The organism is Hymenobacter plasmatis, assembly GCF_020711255.1.
GTDB lineage: Bacteria > Bacteroidota > Bacteroidia > Cytophagales > Hymenobacteraceae > Hymenobacter.
On sequence record NZ_JAJFAW010000026.1, the window covers coordinates 67,452 to 88,126 of the forward strand.

Here is a 20,675-nt window from a genome sequence, read left to right on the forward strand (position 1 = left end):
TTAAAGCCGGCGCTACAGCGTCAGCTTTTCAATCAGCATAATCAGGATATGAATGGCCTTGATGTGGATTTCCTGAATCCTATCGGCATAGCCCGCGTGCGGCGCCCGGATTTCCACGTCGCTGATGCCGGCCAGCTGGCCGCCGTCTTTGCCGGTAAGCGACACGACCAGCATGCCAGCTTCTTTGGCCGCTTCGGCGGCGCGTAGCACGTTGGGCGAATTGCCGCTGGTGCTGATGGCCAGCAGCACATCGCCGGGCCGGCCCAGCGCCTGCACAAAGCGGCTGAAGACGAATTCGAACCCGTAGTCATTGGCCACGCACGTCATGTGCGAGGCGTCGGTGAGGGCAATGGCGGCCATGGCGCGGCGGTCCTGGCGGTAGCGGCCGCTGAGCTCTTCGGCAAAGTGCTGGGCATCGCAAAGGCTGCCGCCGTTGCCGCAGGTCAGGATTTTGCCGCCGTTGCGCAGGCTGTGGGCCATGAGCTCGGCCGCTTCGGCAATGCGCGCCAGGTTGGCGGGCTCGTTCAGAAACCGGTCGAGTACGGCGCGGGCCTCGCTTAGCTCGGCGTGGATAAGGTCAGGAAGCAGGGCGGAGTCAGGCACTTAAGGGAAATCCAGTATTGAATTAAGTTGGGCTGAGCCGAACGGCTGGTTACAGCAGCGGCCGCTCGGCGGGTGGGGTATTGGGCAGGCTCGGGTCGGTCTGCGGAAACGTGGGGCGGGGCAGGTGGTCGGGCGTGTACGTTTCGGTGGTCCGGGTTTCGGTGGTGCTCACGGTGCCGGCCGGGCCGGTTTCCACCACGGACCCATCAATAATGCGGCCGTCGACGGTGCGGCTGGGTTGAGCTACCACCGGCGCCGTGGCGCGCTGTTGCTGGTCGTACAGCTTGGCTTTGAGCTCGTTGATTTTGCCTTCGTATTGGCTCACCGAGCGGCGCAGGATGGCACTGTCGAGGTTTTCGGTGACCAGGTGCAGGGCCAGCAAAATGGCGCCTATCACAAACAGGGTGTAGTAAAACTGCCGTTCCTGCTCCAGAGCCGACAGGCCCGAGCCCATGCCCATGACGGAAGTGCGCACCGCCGGGACGAAAATGAACAACAGCGCCAGCAACAAGTAAATCATTACTGCAACGGTGACAATACGTTTTAGAGCGAGCATGGCGGAAAAGATTGGTTAAGGCCGAAAGATAGGTACATCAAGTTCCTGCTTGGTGTAGCCCTTGTGTACGCATTAAGGGCACACTTCGCTGTGCTAGGGCATTCGCGAGGGCTTACACCAGCGCGGCATTGGTCTGCATGGAGCTGAGGCGCTGGTATACGCCGCCCTCGCGCCGCACCAGTTCGTCGTGGGTGCCGCGCTCCACGATGCGGCCGTGCTGCAGTACAATGATTTCATCGGCGTGCTGCACCGTGCTCAGGCGGTGGGCAATGACCAAGGACGTGCGGTTTTGCATCAGGCGCTGCAGAGCTTCCTGCACCAGCTTTTCGCTCTCGGTATCGAGGGCCGAGGTGGCTTCGTCGAGAATGAGGATGGGCGGGTTGCGCAAGATGGCGCGGGCAATGCTGAGCCGCTGCCGCTGCCCGCCCGAGAGGCGCGAGCCCCGGTCACCAATCACGGTCTGGTAGCCCTCGGGGCTGGCCAGGATGAACTCGTGGGCATTGGCGATTTTGGCCGCTTCGATGACTTCGGCCTCGCTGGCTTCGGTGTTGAAGCGGATGTTGTTGAGGATGCTGTCGTTAAACAGAATGCTTTCCTGGGTCACGATGCCCATCTGGTCGCGCACCGAGTGCAGCGTGCAGGCGCGCAGGTCGTGGCCGTCAATCAGAATCTGCCCGCCGCTGGGGTCATAGAAGCGCGGCAGCAGGTCGGCCAGCGTGCTTTTGCCGCCCCCGCTCGAGCCCACCAGCGCCACAGTGCTGCCCTTGCGAATCTTCAGGTTGACATCGTAGAGCACCGGCGTGTCGCCGTAGCTGAACTGCAGGTTCTGGAACTCGATTTCGCGCTCGAACGGCGGCAGGGTGGTGGCGCCCGGCCGGTCCCGAATGGCGGGCTCCGTGTCGATGATGCTAAGCACCCGCTCGCCGGCCACCAGCCCGCGCTGGATGTTGCCAAACGACGACGACAGCGCCTTGGCTGGCGTGAGCACCTGCGAAAACAGCACGATGTACGTGATAAACGAAGCCCCTTCCAGGTCCGACTGCCCGCCCAATATCAGCGAGCCGCCGAAGTACAGCAGCCCGGCCACCACCAGCACCCCGGCAAACTCCGAGAAGGGCGAGGCCAGGTCACGGATGTTGTCGATACGCCGCGAGGTGCTCGCGTATTGGTCGTTCTGGGCTTCAAACTTGCCCGTTATGTATTCCTCCGCATTAAAGGCTTTCACCACCCGAATGCCGCCCAGGGTCTCATCAATCACGGAGAGCATGGAGCCCAGCGTCTTCTGGCTGGTTTTGGCCTGCTGGCGCAGGCGCTTGGCCAGGCCCGCAATGATGCCGCCCGAAATAGGCAATAGCAACAGCGTGAACAGCGTGAGCTTGAGCGACATGTAAAACAGCACCGCGAAGTAGGCCACAATGGTGAGCGGCTCGCGGATAACGGCCGTGAGCGTGTTCACCACCGAAATTTCCACCTCCTGCACGTCGTTGGTAAAGCGCGACATCAGGTCGCCCTTGCGCTCGTTGGCGAAGTAGCCCAACTCCAGCCGCATGATGCGGTGGTACAACGCGCGGCGCAGGTTGCGGATAACGCGCGACCGCACCCGGGCCACCAGCCGCAAGCTCAGGTACCGGAACACGTTGCTGAAAAACACCGACACCACTAGCACCAGGCACACAAAGAGCAGCGCGCCCAGCTTGCCGTGCTCGGCAATCACCTGGGCAAAGTAGTAGTTGAAAGTATTGGTGATGTAGTCAAGTGTGAGCGCAAAATCCGGCAGGTGGGTCGGCGCCTTCACCTGCACCTTGCCGGTCTTGTCAAACAGCACGTTCAGCAGCGGAATGATGAGCGCGAAGTTGCCAATGCTGAAAAAGATACCCAGAACCGTATAAAGCAGGTATAGCGGCAGGAAGTCTGCGTAAGGCCGGGCGTAGCTAAGGATGCGTAAATAAGTCTTCATGGATAAGGGCGGCGTGCATAGCTAAGGGCGCCTTGAGTTGTAGATTACTTCAACCAGCCGTCCGGGTATTGATTAAAATTCATGTAAGCGCTGGGCAATGTTCCAGCGCAGGGCCAGCGAGGCATATACTTCGTTGCCGTTGAGGGCGGGGGTGCGGGTGTAGGTCTGGTTGCGCGCAATCAGCTTGGCGTCGAGAAACAGGTTCAGTCGCGGCTGGTACGTGGCCGTGAAATCGGCGTGCAGCAGGCGGCTTTTGTTGCCTTGAGCTACTTTGTTGCCGTATTCACTCACGCGGGTGTTGTACGATTTGAGCACGTTGCCGCCAAAGTTGAAGCCGTTGAGGTCCGCATTGTTGACGTCGAGGCCTTGCTCCGAATAGAAGGCCTTGCCCACCAGCATCAGGCGGGGCAGGGGCTGGTAGCTGAGCACGCCCAGTATCTCGGCCAGGTTGGCGCCCATGGGGTGGGCGAGGGGCTGCTGGTAATGCTGGTAGTTGGTGTAGCTGTCGGCGTGCTGGTAGGTATAGGGCCGGATGTAGTTGAACTCCACCTGCAGGTCGAGGTTGCGCAGGCCGGCCACGTCGATGTACTTGGCACCCAGCTGCACGGCTTGCTTGTTGGCCCACCAGCCGTTGCCGGCGCGCACCTCGCTTATTTTAAACTCATCGAGCACTACTTGGCCGTAGAGCTGAGCGGTGTGCAGCACGTTCCACTTGAAATCCAGCCCAAGAATGGCGTTATCGGCCGAGCCCACGTTCTGCTCCACTGCCCGGTAGAAAATCACCGGGTTCAGGTACTGTAGCTCGAAGCCCCCGCGCTGGTTCACCACGCGCCCGTTCACAATGGTGCTGTCGATGCCGCGGCCGCCCAGCACTGTGCTCTCAAACACGCCGATGTTGAAATTGGGCGTCACGTCGAAGCTGAGGTGGTGCAGCGCCAGGTACTTCTTCGGGTACACCTGGTCCTGATTTTTGCGCTCGGCGGTGAGCTCGGCAAACAGGTTCTGGTAGTTGAATTTCCAGACCCGGGTATTAATCTTCAGGAAGAAGTACGGGGCGCTGTAATCGGAGAGAATCAGCGAGCGGTAGCCATTGCCGATGAAGTTGCGGTCATGGGCCAGCTGCACGTTGATGTGCTTGCTGGCCGCGTAGGTAATGCCCCCGCGGGCCGTGAAGAAGTCGTATTGGTCGGCCTGGTTTTTAAAGTTCTTTTTGAAGCCTTCGTGCGGCACAATGTCGTCGCGCAGAATCCGGTCCTGCACGTAGCCGGGCACCGCCTGCTGGTTGTCGGTCAGGAAAGTATAGAAGCCCAGCTTTTGGTCAATGGTGCCTTCCAGCTGCACGCCCCGCGTGTTTACAAACCGCAGCCCGCTCAGCTCGGTATCCTTGCCGGCTTGCAGCAGCAGCACAGGGTTCACGCGCAGCGTAAAATCAGGCGACTCGACGTGGTATAAATCGGTTTGGTTGCGGTAGAAGTAGTTCAGGAAAGGGCTGGCACTCTGGTTCACCTCGGCCCCTTGCGCAGAGTTAGCCCAATTGTCTTTCAGCAGGTATTGGGCATTGAACCGGTCGGCGCGGGAGAGGCTGCCCGTGCGGTAGGCCTGGGCGCTGTCGGCCGAGAGCATGCGCTCGGCGAGCCGGGCCACGCCGGCGCGGGTATAAGGCCGCGAGCTGGTGTGCGGGTCGTGCAGCGAGTCGGAGCCGAACTTGATGGCGTACCGGTCAATGAGGCGGTACGTGTCGGGGTCGAGCGGCACGTAGTTGGCTCCCTGCGTGGATTTTGTGTTATTGCCCGAAACGCTCTTTTGCCGCGGTGCGGCCGTGCGCGCTGGCTTATCGCGCAGCGGCCGCTCCCGAGCTGCTTTGCTCCGTGTGGGCGGCACGCTATCAAGCGGTTGGTCGAAAATCAACCACGGCGATTTTTCCTCCTTCGCGGGAGCAGCTGGGGTAGCGGGTGCCGTACTTGGTGCCGAAGGCTCAGCAGGTACCGTAGGAGGCACTGTAGGCACGGTTTGGGCGGCCAGGGAGCCCGTCAGCAGCGCCAGCACAGAAGAAAGAAGCAGAGCTTTATGCATAAATACCGATAGTTCTCAATAAAAGCGAAACGGCACGACCAAACGAAAGTCAAGAGCGGCAATTTCTTAACAAACCTACGCAGCAAGCCGTTGGTACGGATAAGCTGAGCCTCTGTGGCCCGTCGCCAGGAGGGCCCATTGGGCCACCCCAAACCGGTGCCGAAGCAGGCCCGACACCGGGTATTTCTTGCCTGCCGCCGGTTTTTGTGCCAACTTCGGGGCCACAGCAGGGTTAATATTCCTGGCTCCACCTCCTTTCCCTTTTTGCAGCATGGCCAAACCCCCACTTCCTACCGCACCTTCTGCCGCGGCCGTGCCCGCCGCTACCGACACGGTCGACGCCCTGGCCCATGTGCACGTTGTGTGTGCCGAGCCCAGCATCGCCAACCATTTTCTGGCCGAGCTACGCGACAAAGAGGTGCAAAAAGACAGCCTCCGCTTCCGCCGCAACCTCCAGCGCCTGGGCGAAATCATTGCCTACCGCATCAGCGCCCACCTCAGCTACACCGAGCAAACCATTCAGACACCGCTGGCCGAAACTCGCGGCAAGCTGCTGCACGACTTTCCCATTCTGGCCACTGTGCTGCGCGCCGGCCTGCCGTTTCACCAGGGCTTCCTCAACTATTTCGACCAGTCGCCCAGCGCCTTTGTGGCGGCCTACCGCATTGAGGGCACGGCCCAGGTGCAGGTGCAGGTCGATTACCTGTCGGCGCCCAGCCTCGACGAGCGGGTACTGATTCTGGCCGACCCCATGCTGGCCACCGGCAAAAGCCTCGTGCAAACCTACCGGGCCATGCTTCGCTTCGGCATGCCGCGGCAGGTGCACATCGCCGCCGTTATTGCCTCGCCCGAGGGCCTGGCGTATGTAGCCCGCGAAATTCCCGAAGCCAACCTGTGGGTGGCCGCCATCGACGAGCGCCTGAACGAGCACGCCTACATCGTGCCCGGCCTCGGCGACGCGGGCGACCTCTCCTACGGCAGCAAGCTCTAGCTCAAGCCACCGCTTAGCGAGTAGCTCAACTAGCTCAGCCCAAGAGTTGGGCTGGTAAGGATGAAGATTTCAGGCCGGCCATAAGGTTGGATTTGGGCTGTGTGCTACCGTTTAGGTTGGGCCAAACAGCATAATAAGCGGCCTGCAAGCGGCGTTTATGGAACCCTCCCTCTTTAAACTTGGTATCTTTGCAAAGCGTCCACCCCGCTTTGTTTTTTACTCTTCACCGCCTGCTTTTTCTCCTCGTTTTGCTCCATCCCGCCGTTAAATGCGCGTCTGTGTTCTTGTTGAGCACGGTCAAGTTTTTGGGCGGCCCACTGGCCGGCACTTCTATGGGACTGCACTTCTGGCCCACGATGGGCCTCACCGTGGCCGGCATGATGACCAGTGTGTTCATCTTCTCAGGCATCGGTCGCGTCTGGATGCAGCACCGGCAGAAGCAGCGACGCCTGCGACGCGAGCCCATCTTTACGAAACGCTCGCGCAACATTATCAAGGTGTTCCGCAAGTTTGGGATGGGGGGCATTGCCTTCCTTACCCCGTTGCTGCTCACCCCCATTGGCGGCACCGTCATCGCGACGCTGCTGGGCGTACCACGAGGGCGCATCTTGCTCCACATGCTTTGGAGCGCGGTGTTCTGGGGCTGTGCCCTCACATTTATCAGCGTGCACTTCGGGCACATGATACACCATCATCACTAGCGCCTGGCAGCAAAAGCCTCGGCCACTACAGTACCAAACAAAATTGACCTACCCGCTCAGCTCTACACTAGGCATGGAGTTGGGCGGGTAGGTCAATTTTTATTTTAGCCGGTATGGCTACCGCCGCTTTCGTGCCTTAATGGCTTTCACACCCGGAGCCGAGCCGCCTTTTTTGCCCACGTTGGCCTTGGAGCCTTTGGAGCTCTTTTTCTTGCCCTCCTGAAATGGCTTGCCGGTGCGCTTGTCGATGGTCACGCCCGGCTTAATCCACTCTTTCTTCTCGTGGAAAGCACCCTGGAAAGTGGGGTCCAGCTTCTTGCGGCGCTCGTCGAGCTCGCGGCCCATCTTCTGCTGCTCTTCAAAAGGCGTCTCCTCGATGGTAACTTCTTCGGGCAGCGGCAGCACCTCAATGGTTTGATTGATAAGGGTCTCAATCTCGCCAATGTGCACCATCTCCGCCTCGTTGGCAAAGGTGATGGCCGCCCCGATGTGCTGCGCCCGGCCCGTGCGGCCGATGCGGTGCACGTAGTCGTCGTGCACAATGGGCACGTCGAAGTTGATAACGTGCGTTACCTGGGGCACGTCGATGCCCCGCGCGGCCACGTCGGTGGCCACCATGTAGCGCACTTCGCCGGCCCGGAAGGCGTCCATGCTGTTCATGCGGGCGTTCTGACCCTTGTTGCCGTGAATCACGCGCACCTCGCCGGCGGGTGCCTTGCGCTCCAGAAAGTGGGCCACTTGGTCGGCGTGCTCCTTGGTACGGGTAAAGAGCAGCACCCGCGTCATGGTCTCAGCGTCGCGGTGCAGCAGGAAATTGAGCAGGTTGATTTTCGTGAGCAGGTTGGGCGCCTGATAGAGCGTCTGGGTTACTGTAGAAGCCGTTTTGGCCGGTGGGCTCACTTCCACGCGCACCGGGAATTCCAGGAATTCCTCGCTCAGCAAGCTCACGCGCTCCGGCATGGTGGCCGAGAACAGCACGTTCTGCCGCTTGCGCGGAATAATCTCTAGAATGCGCCGAATCTGGGGCATGAAGCCCATATCCATCATCTTGTCGGCCTCGTCCATCACGAAGGTTTTCAGCTCCCGCAGCACCAAGTCGCCCTTCAGGTAGATTTCCATCAGCCGGCCCGGCGTGGCGATGAGCACATCGACGCCCTGGGCAATGGTTTCAATCTGCGTTTTCGGCCCCAGGCCGCCGTAGATGGCGAAAATCCGCAGGTCGGTATTCACGGCCAGCGCCTTCAGGTGCGTTTCAATCTGGATGGCCAGCTCCCGCGTGGGAGCCAGCACCAGGGCCCGGGGATTGATGCCCTGGGCATATTTGGCCTTCATCAGCAGGGGCAGGCCAAAGGCAGCGGTTTTGCCGGTGCCGGTTTGGGCGATGCCCAGCACGTCGTGCCCGGCCAACAGCAGCGGAATGGTCTGCTGCTGCACCGGCGTGGGCTCGGTAAAGCCAGCATCAGCTACTGCCGAAAGAAGTTGTTTGTTGAGTTTAAAATCGTTGAACGATGGGGTGGTATTGGGTTCCATTCTGCAAAGGTCGGGTTTTTGAAGCGGAGAGGCTTTGCCCCGACACAACCTTGCGCAAAAATGCCGTCATGCTGAGCTTGCCGAAGCATCTCGCTCGCATCATTGAACCATTGGTTTAGTTACGGCACGCGAGATGCTTCGGCAAGCTCAGCATGACGGTTGCTATGCAGTTGAGCCATCAAATGAACCTCCCTCAGAACTTTTTTTGCCCAATCCCGCTTCCTTTTCTATCTTTGCACCACCAAAACCAACACGGTAGATATAGCTCAGCTGGTTAGAGCGTCGGATTGTGATTCCGAAGGTCGTGGGTTCGAGCCCCATTATTTACCCATTAATTAATTAATTAAGTCCCCGGAGATTTCCGGGGACTTTTTTTTTAATTGCCGAACGTTGTAGTGTGATTGCGGTGCGGAAGTTGGCCTTGGCCCAGCACTCAGCCGTTCAATCAGTATCAATTTAAATCGACAACACCCTAACCATTAAATACATGAGTCTACTCGTCATCGGCAGCGTTGCATTCGACGCCATCGAAACGCCCTTCGGCAAAACCGACAAAATCATCGGTGGTGCTGCCACGTTTATCGGCCTTTCGGCTTCTTATTCGCTAAAGCCCGTGAAATTGGTAGCTGTTGTTGGCGAGGACTTTCCGCAGTCCGACATCATGCTCCTTGAAGAGCACGGCGTGGACGTGGAAGGCCTGCAGGTGAAGCAGGGCGAGAAGTCATTTTTCTGGTCGGGCAAGTATTCGCGGGACCTTAACTCGCGCGAAACCTTGGTGACGGAGCTCAACGTGCTGGCCGATTTCGACCCCATCATCCCCGACAGCTACCAGGATTGCAAGTACCTGATGCTCGGCAACCTGGCGCCGCAGGTGCAGCGCTTGGTTATCCAGCGCCTCGTCAATCGGCCCAAGCTGATTGTGATGGACACCATGAACTTCTGGATGGACATTGCCCTGGAAGAGCTGACCGCCACCATCGAAATGGTAGACGTGCTCAGCATCAACGACGAGGAAGCCCGCCAGCTCAGCGGCGAGTATTCGCTGGTGAAGGCCGCCAAGAAAATCATGGCCATGGGGCCGAAATTTCTCATCATCAAGAAAGGCGAGCACGGCGCCCTGCTCTTCCACAAAAACAAGGTGTTCTACGCGCCCGCATTGCCGCTGGAAGAAGTGTTTGACCCCACCGGCGCCGGCGACACGTTCGCGGGCGGCTTCATCGGCCACTTGGCCGCGACCGACGACATCAGCTTCGAAAACATGAAGCGCGCGGTGATTCACGGCTCGGCCATGGCGTCGTTCTGCGTCGAGAAATTTGGCACCGAGCGCCTGCTCAACCTCACGGCCGAGGAAGTGGAGGCCCGCGAGGCCCTGTTTGCCGAGCTGGTGAAAGTGGTGCCGGCTACTGCTTTGGCCAACGTAGGCTAAGCTGTAGTTTTCGGTCGGGTGGGCAACTTTTTGGCGGCGGAAGGGTACAACTTATACTCCTCCACAATTAACCTTTTAACGCCATGGGACTCGCTAAAAAAGATTCCGACCTACAGAACGAAAAAACGTCCGTAAACCCAGCGGCTAATACGAAAAAGAAGAGCACGCAAGTGCAAGCTCCCAACGTAAGCAACGTTTCGACCCACGGCAACACTACCGATGGCAACAGCCACGGCAACGAGCCGCGCAAGACTACACCCATCCGCAACAACCCCCAGGGCAACCGCCCCATGTCGGTGGATGGCGGCAAAGGTCCCGGCAAAAAAGGGGACTAATTAAACTGAATTCAATAAAAAAAGCCCTGCCAATTCAATTGGCAGGGCTTTTTTTATTGGTGTAATGATTCTCTAAAAATTCCAGCCCAACCAGTGGCTGAAGCTTTCCTGCTGCGTTGGGCTGGCCGTTTCCAGCTTGTCTACCGCATAGCGCTGGCCAAAGCTGAGGCCCGGCACCGCCGCCAGCTGCACCGTGAGCAAGCGGTTTTGGCGAAACACCGCGACTTCGTAGCTCGGAGCGCCGTTGTTGAGCAAGGACTGCAGGTTCATGTCGACGCGGCGACCGTTGACGGCCACAATTTCGTCGTCCACCGTCAGGGCCGCGGCCGCAGGCGAATTGGGCCAAATCGCCGTCACCTCCGTCCGTTCGTTCTTCACCACCGTGCGGAAGCCGAATGTGCCTTCCGAAGCCGAGCCGTTTTCGGCCATCAGCAGCTGGCAGCCCACCGTGTGCAGCAGCTTATCCAAGGGCTCGGTGAGCGGCGCGGTGCCGTAGATAAACTTGTCGAAGTACGCGTGCATGTCGCGCCCGGCCACCTCGTTTACAATCCTGATGTAGTCGGCCTCGGTGTAGCCAATGCCGGTTTTGCCAAACTCCTCGTACAGCCGCCGCATCACGTCGTCGAGGCTGCGGGCGTGGCCGGAAAGCTGCCGCAGCGTCAAGTCCAGGATGAGTGCCGCAAGCGCGCCCTTGTGGTACACCGACACCTTGCGGTCGGGCACCCCCGACTTGTAGCCGTCGAGCCAGAGGTCCATGGAGGCGTCGGCCAGCGAGAGGTTTTCGCCGCCAGCGTCGTCGTAGTGCTTGCGCAATACCGTGTTCAGCTCCTCAAAATATTGAGCTGGCGTGCGCACGTGGCTGCGGGCCAGCAGGTATTCGCCGTAGTAGGTCGTGATGCCTTCGGCGATGAAGCAGGTGCGGAAGTAGTTTTCGCGGCTGTAGTCGTAGGGCTGCATCTCGGCTGGCCGGATGCTCTTGATGTTCCAGGTGTGGAACAGCTCGTGGCAGCTCACGCCCAGCAATTCCTTGTACAGGCCCTCGCTCATAATCAGCTCGGCCGGGCCCAGCGTAATCACCGTCGAGTTGTTGTGCTCCACACCGTGGTAGTGCTTGTAGGGCAAAAACTGGTTCAGGAAGTGATAATCGGCCACCGGGAAGCCGCCGAATAGCCGCAGCTGCTCTTCCGAAAAAGCCTTGAAATCGGCCAGCAGCTGCGGCCAGTTCAGCTCGGCCTCACCCTGCACCCACACGTGGAAGGGCAGCCCCCCGGCCTCGTACTGCCGGTGCGTCAGCGTGGGGCTGGCAATGAGCGGCGAGTCAGCCAGCTGGTCGAAATCCTGCGCCGTTAGCACATTTGGGGCGGTTTGCGGGAGGCCGCAGGCTATTTGCCAGCCTTCGGGAATGGCCAGGGTCAGGTCGCAGGCTTCCTGCTGGCGGTCTTCCACGTACATGAAGGCCTGCACGGGGTTCAGGTACAGCTGCGACTCGTCGAGCCAGGAGCCGCCGGCGTCCATCTGGTGGGCGTAGAAGTTGTAGCGCACCCGCACCGTGCGGCCGGCCACGTTAGCTATTTCCCAGCGGTCTTTGGTGAGCTTGCCGTAGGGGAGGGGCTGGCCGCTGGCCGCGTCAAACACCTCGACTTTGTGAATCTTCTGGGCAAAATTCTGCAGCTCGTAGCGGCCCGGGCGCCAGGCCGGCAGTTGCAGCTCCAGCGGCGCGGTGGCATCGGCGGCTACGTCCAGCGTCAGCTCAATTTGGAGGTAAAACGTGAGGGGATTCTCAAAGGAAACGCGGTAGTGAATCATCGCCGAATGGGTGTAAAAGTGGCTAAAGCTACTGCGAGCACGCCTATTGCCGGTAAAAGTGTCTGAGGACCTTGCCTTTTCCAGAGAAAGCCCGTACCTTTGCCGGCCCAACTCGAAACTAGACTTACCATGAAACGTACCTATCAGCCTTCGAAGCGCAAGCGTGTTAACAAGCACGGCTTCCGTCTCCGCATGGAAACCGCCAACGGCCGTAACGTGCTGGCCCGCCGTCGCGCCAAAGGCCGCAAGCGCCTCACCGTATCCGACGAAGGCAAGCACAAGCGCTAGCAGTAGGCTATTAGCTGAAAGCTGTTAGCTAATAGCTCACTTTATGCAAGAACCACAATCGCCGGGCTTGCCCTCTCCTCCGGAGAAGGAGCCGGGGGCTGGGGTTACCGGAGCAGCGCCTTCCCGGCGCTATACCTTCCCGAAAGAGGAACACCTGTGTCGCAAGAAGCTCATCGAAGAGCTTTTTAGCAAGCAGGGTTCCTCTTTTGGCGTTTATCCCCTGCGCATAGTGTGGGTGGCTAGCCCGGCGCCCACAGCCGCGCCGCCCCAGGTGCTCATCAGCGTGAGCAAGCGCACATTCAAGAGGGCCGTCGACCGCAACCGCCTCAAGCGGCTCATTCGGGAGGCGTATCGGCTCAATAAATATCGGTTAGTGGAGCAACCCGGCGGGCATCAAGTCGCTCTTCTAGGTATTATCTTCACGGGTAAGGAAAAAAGTCCTCTATCGTTGGTGGAAAAAAAATTAATTTCCGCAATCCATCGTTTATCAGGCACAACGGTGCGAGCATCCGCTCCGCCACCCGCCCCGTAGATTCGCCTACTTGCTACCTGTATTTTTATGACTATCCGTAAAAAACTACTCGCTACCCTGGCCGTAGGTACGTTGGGCCTCGTGTCGTTCCGGGCTGCTTCCGACAACGAGCGGTACTTCGAGATTGCCAAAAACCTGGACATCTTCGTCACCTTGTTTAAGGAGGTGAATACCTATTACGTGGACGAGATAACGCCCGCCAAGCTGGTGAAAACGGGCATCGACGGCATGCTGCGCTCGCTTGACCCTTACACCAACTACATTCCGGAGGACGATATCGAAGACTTCCGCACCATGACCACCGGGCAGTACGGCGGCATTGGGGCATCGGTGGTGAAGCGCAACGGCAAGACTGTAGTGCAAGCCGCCTATGAAGGCTACCCGGCCCAGAAAGCCGGCCTGCTCCCCGGCGACGAAATCCTCGACATCAACGGCGTGGTGGTCGATAAAAAGAGCAACTCCGATATCAGCAAGCTCCTTAAGGGCCAGGCCAATTCGGTGGTAAAGCTGATGGTGACGCGCTACGGGCAGGAAAAGCCGGTGGCAATCGACATCACCCGCGATAAAATTCAGGTGGACAACGTGCCCTACATCGGCATGATAACCGGCGATGTGGGCTACTTCCAGCTCGGGGGCTTCACGGTAGATGCTGGCCGGGAAGTGCGCGCCGCTGTCACCAAGCTTAAAGAGCAGGGCGCGAAGAAAATCGTGTTCGACATCCGCGACAACCCCGGCGGCTTGCTCAACGAAGCGGTGAACATTTCCAACCTCTTCATCGACAAAGGCCTGGACGTGGTGAGCACCAAGGGCAAGGTGACGGAGTGGAACAAAACATATAAAGCGCTCGACCAGCCGCTCGATACCCAGATTCCGCTGGCCATCATCACCTCCAATCGCTCGGCTTCGGCTTCCGAAATCGTATCGGGCGTATTGCAGGACTACGACCGCGCCGTGCTAGTAGGGGAGCGCACCTTTGGCAAAGGCTTGGTGCAAGCCACCCGCCCGTTGAGCTACAACTCGCAGCTGAAGGTGACTACCGCCAAATACTACATCCCCAGCGGCCGCTGCATTCAGGAAATAGACTATGCCCACCGCGCCGACGACGGGTCGCTCGGTAAATTTCCGGACTCCTTGCGCACCGCTTTCAAGACCACTGCGGGCCGTACCGTGTACGACGGCGGCGGCGTAGCTCCGGATATTGAAGTGCAGGACCGCGAAATCGCGGACATCACGCGCACCTTGCTCCAGAAAAGCTACCTCTTCGACTACGCTACGCGTTTCCGCGCCGAGCATACTACGATTCCGCCGGCCCGTGCTTTCCATTTGTCCGATACCGATTACCAGAAGTTCGTGACCTATCTGCAGGGCAAGAACCTCAGCTACAGCACCGACGCCGAAAAAGCCCTCGCCGACCTTGGCAAGAAGGTAAAGGAAGAGAAGCACTACGACGACGTAAAAGCCGAGCTCGAATCCATTCGCAAGAAAGTAACGGTGAACAAAGCCAACGACCTGCAGCGCTTCAAGCCCGAAATCAAGGAGTTGCTGGAGCAGGAAATTGTGTCGCGCTACTATTTCGAGAAAGGCCGCACCGAAGCGGGCTTCGACGACGACCCCAACATCATCGCCGCTGTGTCGGTGCTCAACGACCCCAACCGGTACGCGGCTTTGCTTAAGCCCACTGGTCAGGCCGCCAGCGCTAGAAAGTCGGCCGGGACGAAGTAATTTTGCTCAACCAAACAAAAAGCAGACTCTAGAAGGGTCTGCTTTTTTGTGTCAATCTAAATGCCGACGCTCCTCCTTTCGCTCGAAACTTCGTCTCCGGTTTGCTCCGTCGCCCTGCACCGCGTAGCCGATGCCACCCTGGTCGGCCAATCTGAGCTGCGCCTTGATAAGTCGCACTCCACCCACCTCACCGTCTTAATTGAGCAGTTACTCGCCAATACGGGCCACCAGTTGAGCGACCTCGCCGCCATCGCCGTGAGCGACGGCCCGGGTTCCTACACTGGCCTCCGCATTGGTGGCGCCGCGGCCAAGGGCTTGTGCTTTGCGTTGGATATTCCTTTGATAGCCATTAGCACGCTGCGCGCGCTGGCAGCCCAAGTAGCCGCGGGCACCGCTTCACCCGAGAATTTTCTGTATTGCCCCATGCTGGATGCCCGGCGCATGGAAGTTTACGCCGCCCTCTATACCCACGATGGGGAGGAAGTGCTGGCGCCAACGCCACTTCTGCTGGAGGCCGACACGCTGGCCGAACAATTGGCCCGCCATCCGGTGTTATTCTTTGGCCACGGTGCCACAAAGTTTCAGGCGCTGCTGGGCGAGCATCCCCAAGCCGGTTTTCTGACGGGCATCGAGCCCTCGGCCGTATCGGTAGGGGCGCTGGCCGTAGCTGCGTACCACCGCCAGGAATTCCAGAACGTGGCTTATTACGAGCCGTTTTATTTAAAAGAAGTATACACCACTACGCCGAAAGGCAAGTAGCAGCCCGTCATCGAAAGCATGATGCTGCCTGCTTCGATAGGCACTAACTACCCACGAGCATGGAACCCCTCTTCGTCAACCGCGTCGCCAATAGCGGCCTCGTTACCCTGAATCTGGAAGAATTCATCCATCCCGGCGAGCGGGTGGTGTACGACATCAAGGAAAACCTATTCCACGGGCTCATTCTGCGCGAAAAGGATTTCCGCGAGTTCATCAAAACCAACGATTGGACGCAATACGACGGCAAGAACGTGGCCATCATCTGCTCGGCTGATGCCATCGTGCCCACTTGGGCCTACATGCTGCTTGCCACGAAACTGCAAAACCACGCCCACCGCTACGTGTTCGGCAATCTGGATGCGTTGGAGCAAGCCTTGTTTCAGGAAGCCATTGCCACCATCGATTCGGAAGAATACCGCGATGCTAAAGTAGTAGTGAAAGGCTGCGGCAACGTGCCCGTGCCCACTTACGCCTACGTCGCCATCATGCAAAAGCTTCTTCCCGTGGCCAGCAGCATCATGTACGGGGAACCGTGCAGCACCGTGCCCCTTTATAAAAAGCCCAAAGTAAGTAGCGAGCCAGCTTGAGCTAAAACGGGCAATTTCTAACGCTACGTGGCGCTATAAATCCATCTCAAGCAGCTGTTGCATCAGCAATGCGAAGGCTACCCACAGGGCTTACTGACCAGCAATCCCGCCAGATGCCCGCATCTTTGAGGAGTTAAGTTCCTCAGTATGCCTTCTTCGCTCAACGCTCCTTACAAAATCGCCTTCCTCACCGGTGCGGCCATCGTCATCGCCAACATGGTGGGCACGGGCGTTTTTACCAGCCTGGGATTTCAGGTGATGGGCATTCAAAGCGGCTTCGCGCTACTGATGCTGTGGCTAGTTGGGGGGCTGATTGCGCTTTGTGGAGCCGTGTGCTATGGCGAACTGGCCGCTGCCATGCCCCGTTCGGGCGGCGAGTACCATTACCTGAGCCAGATTTACCACCCCGCGCTGGGTTTCCTATCGGGTTGGGTGTCGGCTACCGTCGGCTTCGCGGCGCCCACGGCCCTGGCCGCTTTAGCGCTGGGCGAATACGCCAAGAGCCTGTTTCCCACGCTGCAGCCCACCTGGCTTTCGGTAGCCGTCGTGCTCCTTCTAACCGTCGTTCACGGCAGCAGTACCCGCATCGGTAGCCGAATGCAGGTAATTATTACCGCCCTGAAAGTGGTGGTGCTGGTGGTTTTCATCGGCGCTGGTATGGTAGTAGGAGAGGGGCAGCCCCTAAGCTTTCTACCCGATGACGCTGGTTGGCAGGCGATGCTTAGCCCAACTTTTGCCGTTTCGCTGGTTTATGTGAGCTACGCCTATTCCGGTTGGAACGCCGCAGTGTACGTCACCGGCGAAATTGAAAACCCCAAACGCAACCTGTCGCGCATCCTGCTGGCCGGTACCGCCGTCGTGCTTCTTCTATATGTTGGGCTCAACTATGTGTTTCTCCGCTCCACACCGCTAGCTGGGCTGAGCGGGCAGGTAGAGGTGGGCTTTGTAGCAGCTACTTCGCTTTTTGGCCCTTTTGGTGGTCGGCTGATGGGCGGTGTAATCGCGGCCCTGCTCGTTTCCACCATTAGCTCGATGATTTTTGCCGGCCCCCGCATCGTCCAAACGATGGGGGAGGATATCCCGGCCTTGCGCTGGTTGGCTCCGCGCAGCCGCGCCGGCATCCCCGTGCGGGCGCTCCTGCTCCAAACGGTCATTACCTTGGCCTTTGTGCTCAAGCCTAGCTTCAAAGAAGTATTGGTTTACGCGGGCTTTGTGCTCAACCTATTTACGTTCCTCACCGTGCTGGGCCTGTTTGTCCTCCGGTGGCGCCGGCCGGACTTGGAGCGCCCGTACCGCGCGTGGGGCTACCCCATCACGCCCCTCGTTTTTCTGGGCTTGAGTGGCTGGACGCTGGCGTTTATTCTGCGCGACAAGCCCACTGAATCCCTCTACGGCCTGGCCACTTTGGGCGTGGGACTGCTGGTGTATTTCCTGGCCATGCGCACTGCTCGCCCCGTGCCGGTGCCCAAGGCTAAAGCCCTGCCGTAACTTGCGGCATCATCTGCCGGCTTCATTCTCTGATGCCGGTTGTTTTTAATACACTACTATATAATGTATCCCCGCACCGCTGCGCTTCGGTTCCTGCCGGCCGCTTTGCTTCTGCTCACCGCTTGCTCCGAGTCGAACACTAAGACCGAAACGGTTTCTAAAACTGCTCCTGCCGCCGAAGAAACCATGGCTTCCACGGCCGCTGCCATAGATTCCACCAAACCTGCTACACCAGCACCGGCAGCCCCGCGCCCCAACCGGCTTACCGCGCCGGATACCGCCTACGCCCAGGACGTCGCGTCTTTCCTCGGCGGCCAGCGCCCCAGCCAGCACAGCGACCTGACCAAGCTTGCCGAGCAGCCCGCCTGGCAGGCCTTTGCTGCGGACCAGGACAAAAGTTGGGCTAAATACCGCGCCACCCACACCACCAGCATGACCAAGTGGGCCAGTACCGAGCTGGACGAAGTGCACCGCAGCAGTCCCACCATCTTCTACCCCTTCAGCGGCCCCGATTTTCTGAACGTCTTCACGATGTTCCCCACCAGCCAGACCTACGTGCTGATGGGCCTCGAGCCCGTGGGCAGTGTGCCGGCCCGCGCTTCTTTAGAAAACCCCAAGCTGTTTCCCGCCGTCAAGGCTTCGCTGTGGTCGGTGCTCAACTTCAGCTTTTTCCGCACCAACGACATGGCCGTGGACCTGAAGTCGGTAGAGCTCGACGGCGCCCTGCCGCTGATGATGCTCTTCGCCGCGCGCACCGGCAATCTAATCACGGCCATCCGTCCCGTGCAGCTTGATGCCAGCGGCCAGCTCACCGATGCGCCCACCGATACCACCCAAGCCGCGCATCCGAAATCGGTGCCCGGCGTAGAAATGAAGCTGCGCGGCCCCGACGGCCAGCCCAAGACCGTCTATTACTTCTCCACCGACCTCAGCAACCACGGCCTGCAAGTCAAGCCGGCCCCCATCCAGTTCGTGCGTTCCCTGGGCCCGCTGACCACCTACGTCAAGTCGGCCACGTATCTCATGCACAAGCTCTACTTTAGTGAGGTTCGCCGCTTGGTACTGCGCCACAGCCGCTACATCCTGCAGGATGACTCGGGTATCGCCATGAAGTTCTTCCAAAAAGGCGCCTGGCAGTTCAATTACTACGGCACCTACAAGCGCCCCATCAACCTGTTCGCCAAGCATTATCAGCCCGAGCTCACCGCCGCCTACACCGACACTCTCCATCGTCCCAAAGCCCTGCCCTTCGGCACCGGCTACAACTGGCGCCAGACCGACTCCAATCTCCTCCTGGCCCGCCGCCTTATCCCATTGGCCGACTAGTCTCCCATAAAAACTGCCTCCCAGGGCCGTGGTGGCAACACCACGGCCCTTCTTTATTCTTGGCTGCTATGAAATTGCCCTATCAGTTACGCACTTATCGGTACTATATAATAGGAGTGGCCATCACGCTTCTCATTGCCGCTTTGGCAGCTCAAGCCTCTACCACGCGTCTGGTACCTCCTCTCTTTAGTAAACAGACGTGGAATAAAAACGCACCTTCCACCAACTCGCCCTTACTGGATAGCCTGCTCCACGCCAATCCGCAGCTAGCTCAAGTAATAGCCCGCCCCGATACCTACGAGCTCCAGATTATCTATACCCAAATCAACCGCGACGCTCAAAACCGCCCAACATTCACCCCCCACACCTACCACCTCAACCCGCGCCAGTACTTCAACCCCGCCAGTTTGGTTAAGCTACCGGTGACTGCTCTTGCCCTCGAAAAACTGAATCAGCTCAATAAGCCCGGAGTAAGTCGCCACACCATTATGGCTACCGGCACCGCCTTCCGCTGCCAAACCACCGTCCGGTTCACTGCCCCTGCCGATTCCGACCAAGCCACCACCGTCGGCAACTACATCAAACGAATGCTCCTAGTGAGTGATAATCTAGCCTACAACCGCCTCTACGAATTCCTGGGCCAGCGCCCCCTCAACGACCGCCTCGCCCAGCTTGGTTATCCCAACGTCCGCATCACCCGCCGCTTCGCTCCCTGCGATACCACTGCCAATCGCTACACCAATCCCATCAGCTTTCACACCCGTCAAGGCGATACTTTATATAAGGAGCCCGCCAAAGTCAATCCAGTTCCCTACAACAGCCCTCTCGGCCGTGTCCTCAAAGGCCGCGCCCACCAGGCCGGTGGCCGCATCGTCCCCGAGCCCTACGATTTCACAACTGCCAACCATCTCCCGCTGGCCGATATCACGGCCATGCTTCAAAGCATTCTGTTCCCGGCCTCCGTTCCCCTAAGCCAGCGGTTTAACCTGACACCGACCGACTACGCCTTCCTTCGCCGTTACCTCCACGCCACGCCGCATGAGTCCGGGTTCCATCCCTACGCCCGCTCACGCTACTTCGACGCCTATAAGAAGTACCTCTACTACGGTCGCAACCCCGACGTTACTCGCCAATCCGCCTTACACATCTATAATATAGTAGGCATGTCACACGGCTACTTAGCTGACGTCTCCTACTTCGCCGATTCCCTGCACCAGTCCGAATTCATGCTCAGCGCTGTGCTGTACGTCAACCGCGATGGCATTATCAATGACGGTGCCTACGAATACGACTCCATTGGCTTGCCATTTTTAGCCCAACTCGGTCGCTCAATCCAGCAATACGAAGCCCAGCGGCCCCACCAGTTCCACCCCAACCTGGCCGAGTTCTTCGCATCTGAGCCGACACGTTAAAAAATCTCAAAGAAATTGACGTTGGTAAGTAACTGATTCCTAAACGGCCCTCCGACGAAAAGCCTCTGCTCCGTGCTCTGGTGAGTGAAAACATTAGCGCAGCTCTTTTCTGCCCCGAAAAAATCCGCTACTTTTGCAGTCCCAAATCGTCAAACGGACATCGGGTCTTCAAAAGCAAAAGCTCTCGAAGAAAAATTGAAAGCTGCGGAACTTCATGAACGGTTTGCTTGTCTTACCTCTCGTGCTGCCTGAGCAAAGTCCTAGAAAAGTTATTTTCGAAAGACGTTGCAAAAGCCGAAAAAAGTGCCGTACCTTTGCAGCCCGCTTCGATAGGAGGCGGAAAGAGTTGAAAAGCGAAACAGGAAAAAATTTAAAAACTTCCTACGAAAGCTTGACAATTCAAAACTTCTTCTTACCTTTGCACTCCCAAATCGAAAGAGACGGGGGAAACGGAAAGAGAGACACCGGCCGCAGGGCCACACTATCATGCCAACTGGGCGCGATACACGTTCTTTGAATGCTTGGAAAAGACAAATGGTAAGACTTGCTTCGGCAAGTTGACAACCAAACGTAACATTGAATA

The 20,675-nt window shown here is 58.6% G+C and carries 18 protein-coding genes and 1 tRNA gene; 13 read left to right on the top strand and 6 right to left on the bottom strand.

The features are described from left to right. Positions 1-12: 12 nt before the first annotated feature. From lpcA to LJ738_RS17335, 4 genes are all read right to left on the bottom strand, one after another. A complete protein-coding gene (gene lpcA / locus LJ738_RS17320; RefSeq protein ID WP_227787622.1) occupies positions 13-603 on the bottom strand; it encodes a D-sedoheptulose 7-phosphate isomerase in 591 nt (196 codons plus the stop codon). 49 nt (positions 604-652) lie between these two features. After that, positions 653-1,159 carry a hypothetical protein gene (locus tag LJ738_RS17325; protein WP_227787623.1) on the bottom strand — a complete coding sequence of 169 codons (507 nt, stop codon included), beginning with the start codon at positions 1,157-1,159 and terminating at the stop codon, positions 653-655. A gap of 112 nt (positions 1,160-1,271) precedes the next feature. Next, positions 1,272-3,116, bottom strand: coding sequence for an ABC transporter ATP-binding protein (locus LJ738_RS17330; RefSeq protein ID WP_227787624.1), 1,845 nt, complete (start codon positions 3,114-3,116; stop codon positions 1,272-1,274). 72 nt (positions 3,117-3,188) lie between these two features. Further along, the gene (locus LJ738_RS17335; protein WP_227787625.1) at positions 3,189-5,189 is read right to left on the bottom strand and encodes a capsule assembly Wzi family protein; all 2,001 of its coding nucleotides are present in this window, start codon (positions 5,187-5,189) and stop codon (positions 3,189-3,191) included. Between the two features lie 271 nt (positions 5,190-5,460). Between LJ738_RS17335 and upp the strand changes: the two genes are divergently transcribed. Together upp and LJ738_RS17345 are read left to right on the top strand one after the other, a co-directional pair. Continuing rightward, positions 5,461-6,180 carry a uracil phosphoribosyltransferase gene (upp, locus tag LJ738_RS17340; protein ID WP_227787626.1) on the top strand — a complete coding sequence of 240 codons (720 nt, stop codon included), beginning with the start codon at positions 5,461-5,463 and terminating at the stop codon, positions 6,178-6,180. A 332-nt stretch (positions 6,181-6,512) separates the two neighbouring features. After that, complete coding sequence (locus tag LJ738_RS17345; RefSeq protein ID WP_227787627.1) at positions 6,513-6,881, top strand: hypothetical protein; 369 nt, start codon at positions 6,513-6,515, stop codon at positions 6,879-6,881. A gap of 117 nt (positions 6,882-6,998) precedes the next feature. Here LJ738_RS17345 and LJ738_RS17350 read toward each other — a convergent pair whose 3' ends face one another. Then, positions 6,999-8,411 (bottom strand): DEAD/DEAH box helicase, encoded by a 1,413-nt coding sequence (locus tag LJ738_RS17350; RefSeq protein WP_227787628.1) that lies wholly within the window; start codon positions 8,409-8,411, stop codon positions 6,999-7,001. 255 nt (positions 8,412-8,666) lie between these two features. Here LJ738_RS17350 and LJ738_RS17355 point away from each other — a divergent pair. From LJ738_RS17355 to LJ738_RS17365, 3 genes are all read left to right on the top strand, one after another. Further along, a tRNA-His gene (locus LJ738_RS17355) sits at positions 8,667-8,740 on the top strand. A gap of 158 nt (positions 8,741-8,898) precedes the next feature. Beyond that, positions 8,899-9,837, top strand: coding sequence for a PfkB family carbohydrate kinase (locus LJ738_RS17360; protein WP_227787629.1), 939 nt, complete (start codon positions 8,899-8,901; stop codon positions 9,835-9,837). 83 nt (positions 9,838-9,920) lie between these two features. After that, a complete protein-coding gene (locus tag LJ738_RS17365; protein ID WP_227787630.1) occupies positions 9,921-10,172 on the top strand; it encodes a hypothetical protein in 252 nt (83 codons plus the stop codon). Between the two features lie 72 nt (positions 10,173-10,244). On the opposite strand, the gene LJ738_RS17370 is transcribed toward LJ738_RS17365, so the two are convergent. Continuing rightward, complete coding sequence (locus LJ738_RS17370; RefSeq protein WP_227787631.1) at positions 10,245-11,978, bottom strand: M61 family metallopeptidase; 1,734 nt, start codon at positions 11,976-11,978, stop codon at positions 10,245-10,247. A 129-nt stretch (positions 11,979-12,107) separates the two neighbouring features. Here LJ738_RS17370 and rpmH point away from each other — a divergent pair, with 129 nt between their 5' ends. From rpmH to LJ738_RS17410, 8 genes are all read left to right on the top strand, one after another. Beyond that, the gene (rpmH, locus tag LJ738_RS17375) at positions 12,108-12,266 is read left to right on the top strand and encodes a 50S ribosomal protein L34 (RefSeq protein ID WP_046246180.1); all 159 of its coding nucleotides are present in this window, start codon (positions 12,108-12,110) and stop codon (positions 12,264-12,266) included. Positions 12,267-12,309: 43 nt separating this feature from the next. Continuing rightward, positions 12,310-12,798, top strand: coding sequence for a ribonuclease P protein component (locus LJ738_RS17380; protein ID WP_227787632.1), 489 nt, complete (start codon positions 12,310-12,312; stop codon positions 12,796-12,798). 27 nt (positions 12,799-12,825) lie between these two features. Beyond that, positions 12,826-14,520, top strand: coding sequence for a S41 family peptidase (locus LJ738_RS17385; protein ID WP_227787633.1), 1,695 nt, complete (start codon positions 12,826-12,828; stop codon positions 14,518-14,520). A 60-nt stretch (positions 14,521-14,580) separates the two neighbouring features. After that, positions 14,581-15,279: a tRNA (adenosine(37)-N6)-threonylcarbamoyltransferase complex dimerization subunit type 1 TsaB gene (tsaB, locus tag LJ738_RS17390; protein ID WP_227787634.1), complete on the top strand. Its 699-nt coding sequence runs from the start codon at positions 14,581-14,583 to the stop codon at positions 15,277-15,279. 59 nt (positions 15,280-15,338) lie between these two features. Then, positions 15,339-15,866 (top strand): DUF2480 family protein, encoded by a 528-nt coding sequence (locus tag LJ738_RS17395; protein WP_227787635.1) that lies wholly within the window; start codon positions 15,339-15,341, stop codon positions 15,864-15,866. Positions 15,867-16,013: 147 nt separating this feature from the next. Further along, positions 16,014-17,354 carry an APC family permease gene (locus tag LJ738_RS17400; RefSeq protein ID WP_227787636.1) on the top strand — a complete coding sequence of 447 codons (1,341 nt, stop codon included), beginning with the start codon at positions 16,014-16,016 and terminating at the stop codon, positions 17,352-17,354. Between the two features lie 63 nt (positions 17,355-17,417). Beyond that, on the top strand, positions 17,418-18,680 hold the full coding sequence (locus LJ738_RS17405) for a hypothetical protein (RefSeq protein ID WP_227787637.1): 1,263 nt from the start codon (positions 17,418-17,420) through the stop codon (positions 18,678-18,680). Between the two features lie 68 nt (positions 18,681-18,748). Then, positions 18,749-20,092 carry a serine hydrolase gene (locus tag LJ738_RS17410; RefSeq protein ID WP_227787638.1) on the top strand — a complete coding sequence of 448 codons (1,344 nt, stop codon included), beginning with the start codon at positions 18,749-18,751 and terminating at the stop codon, positions 20,090-20,092. Positions 20,093-20,675: the final 583 nt, after the last annotated feature.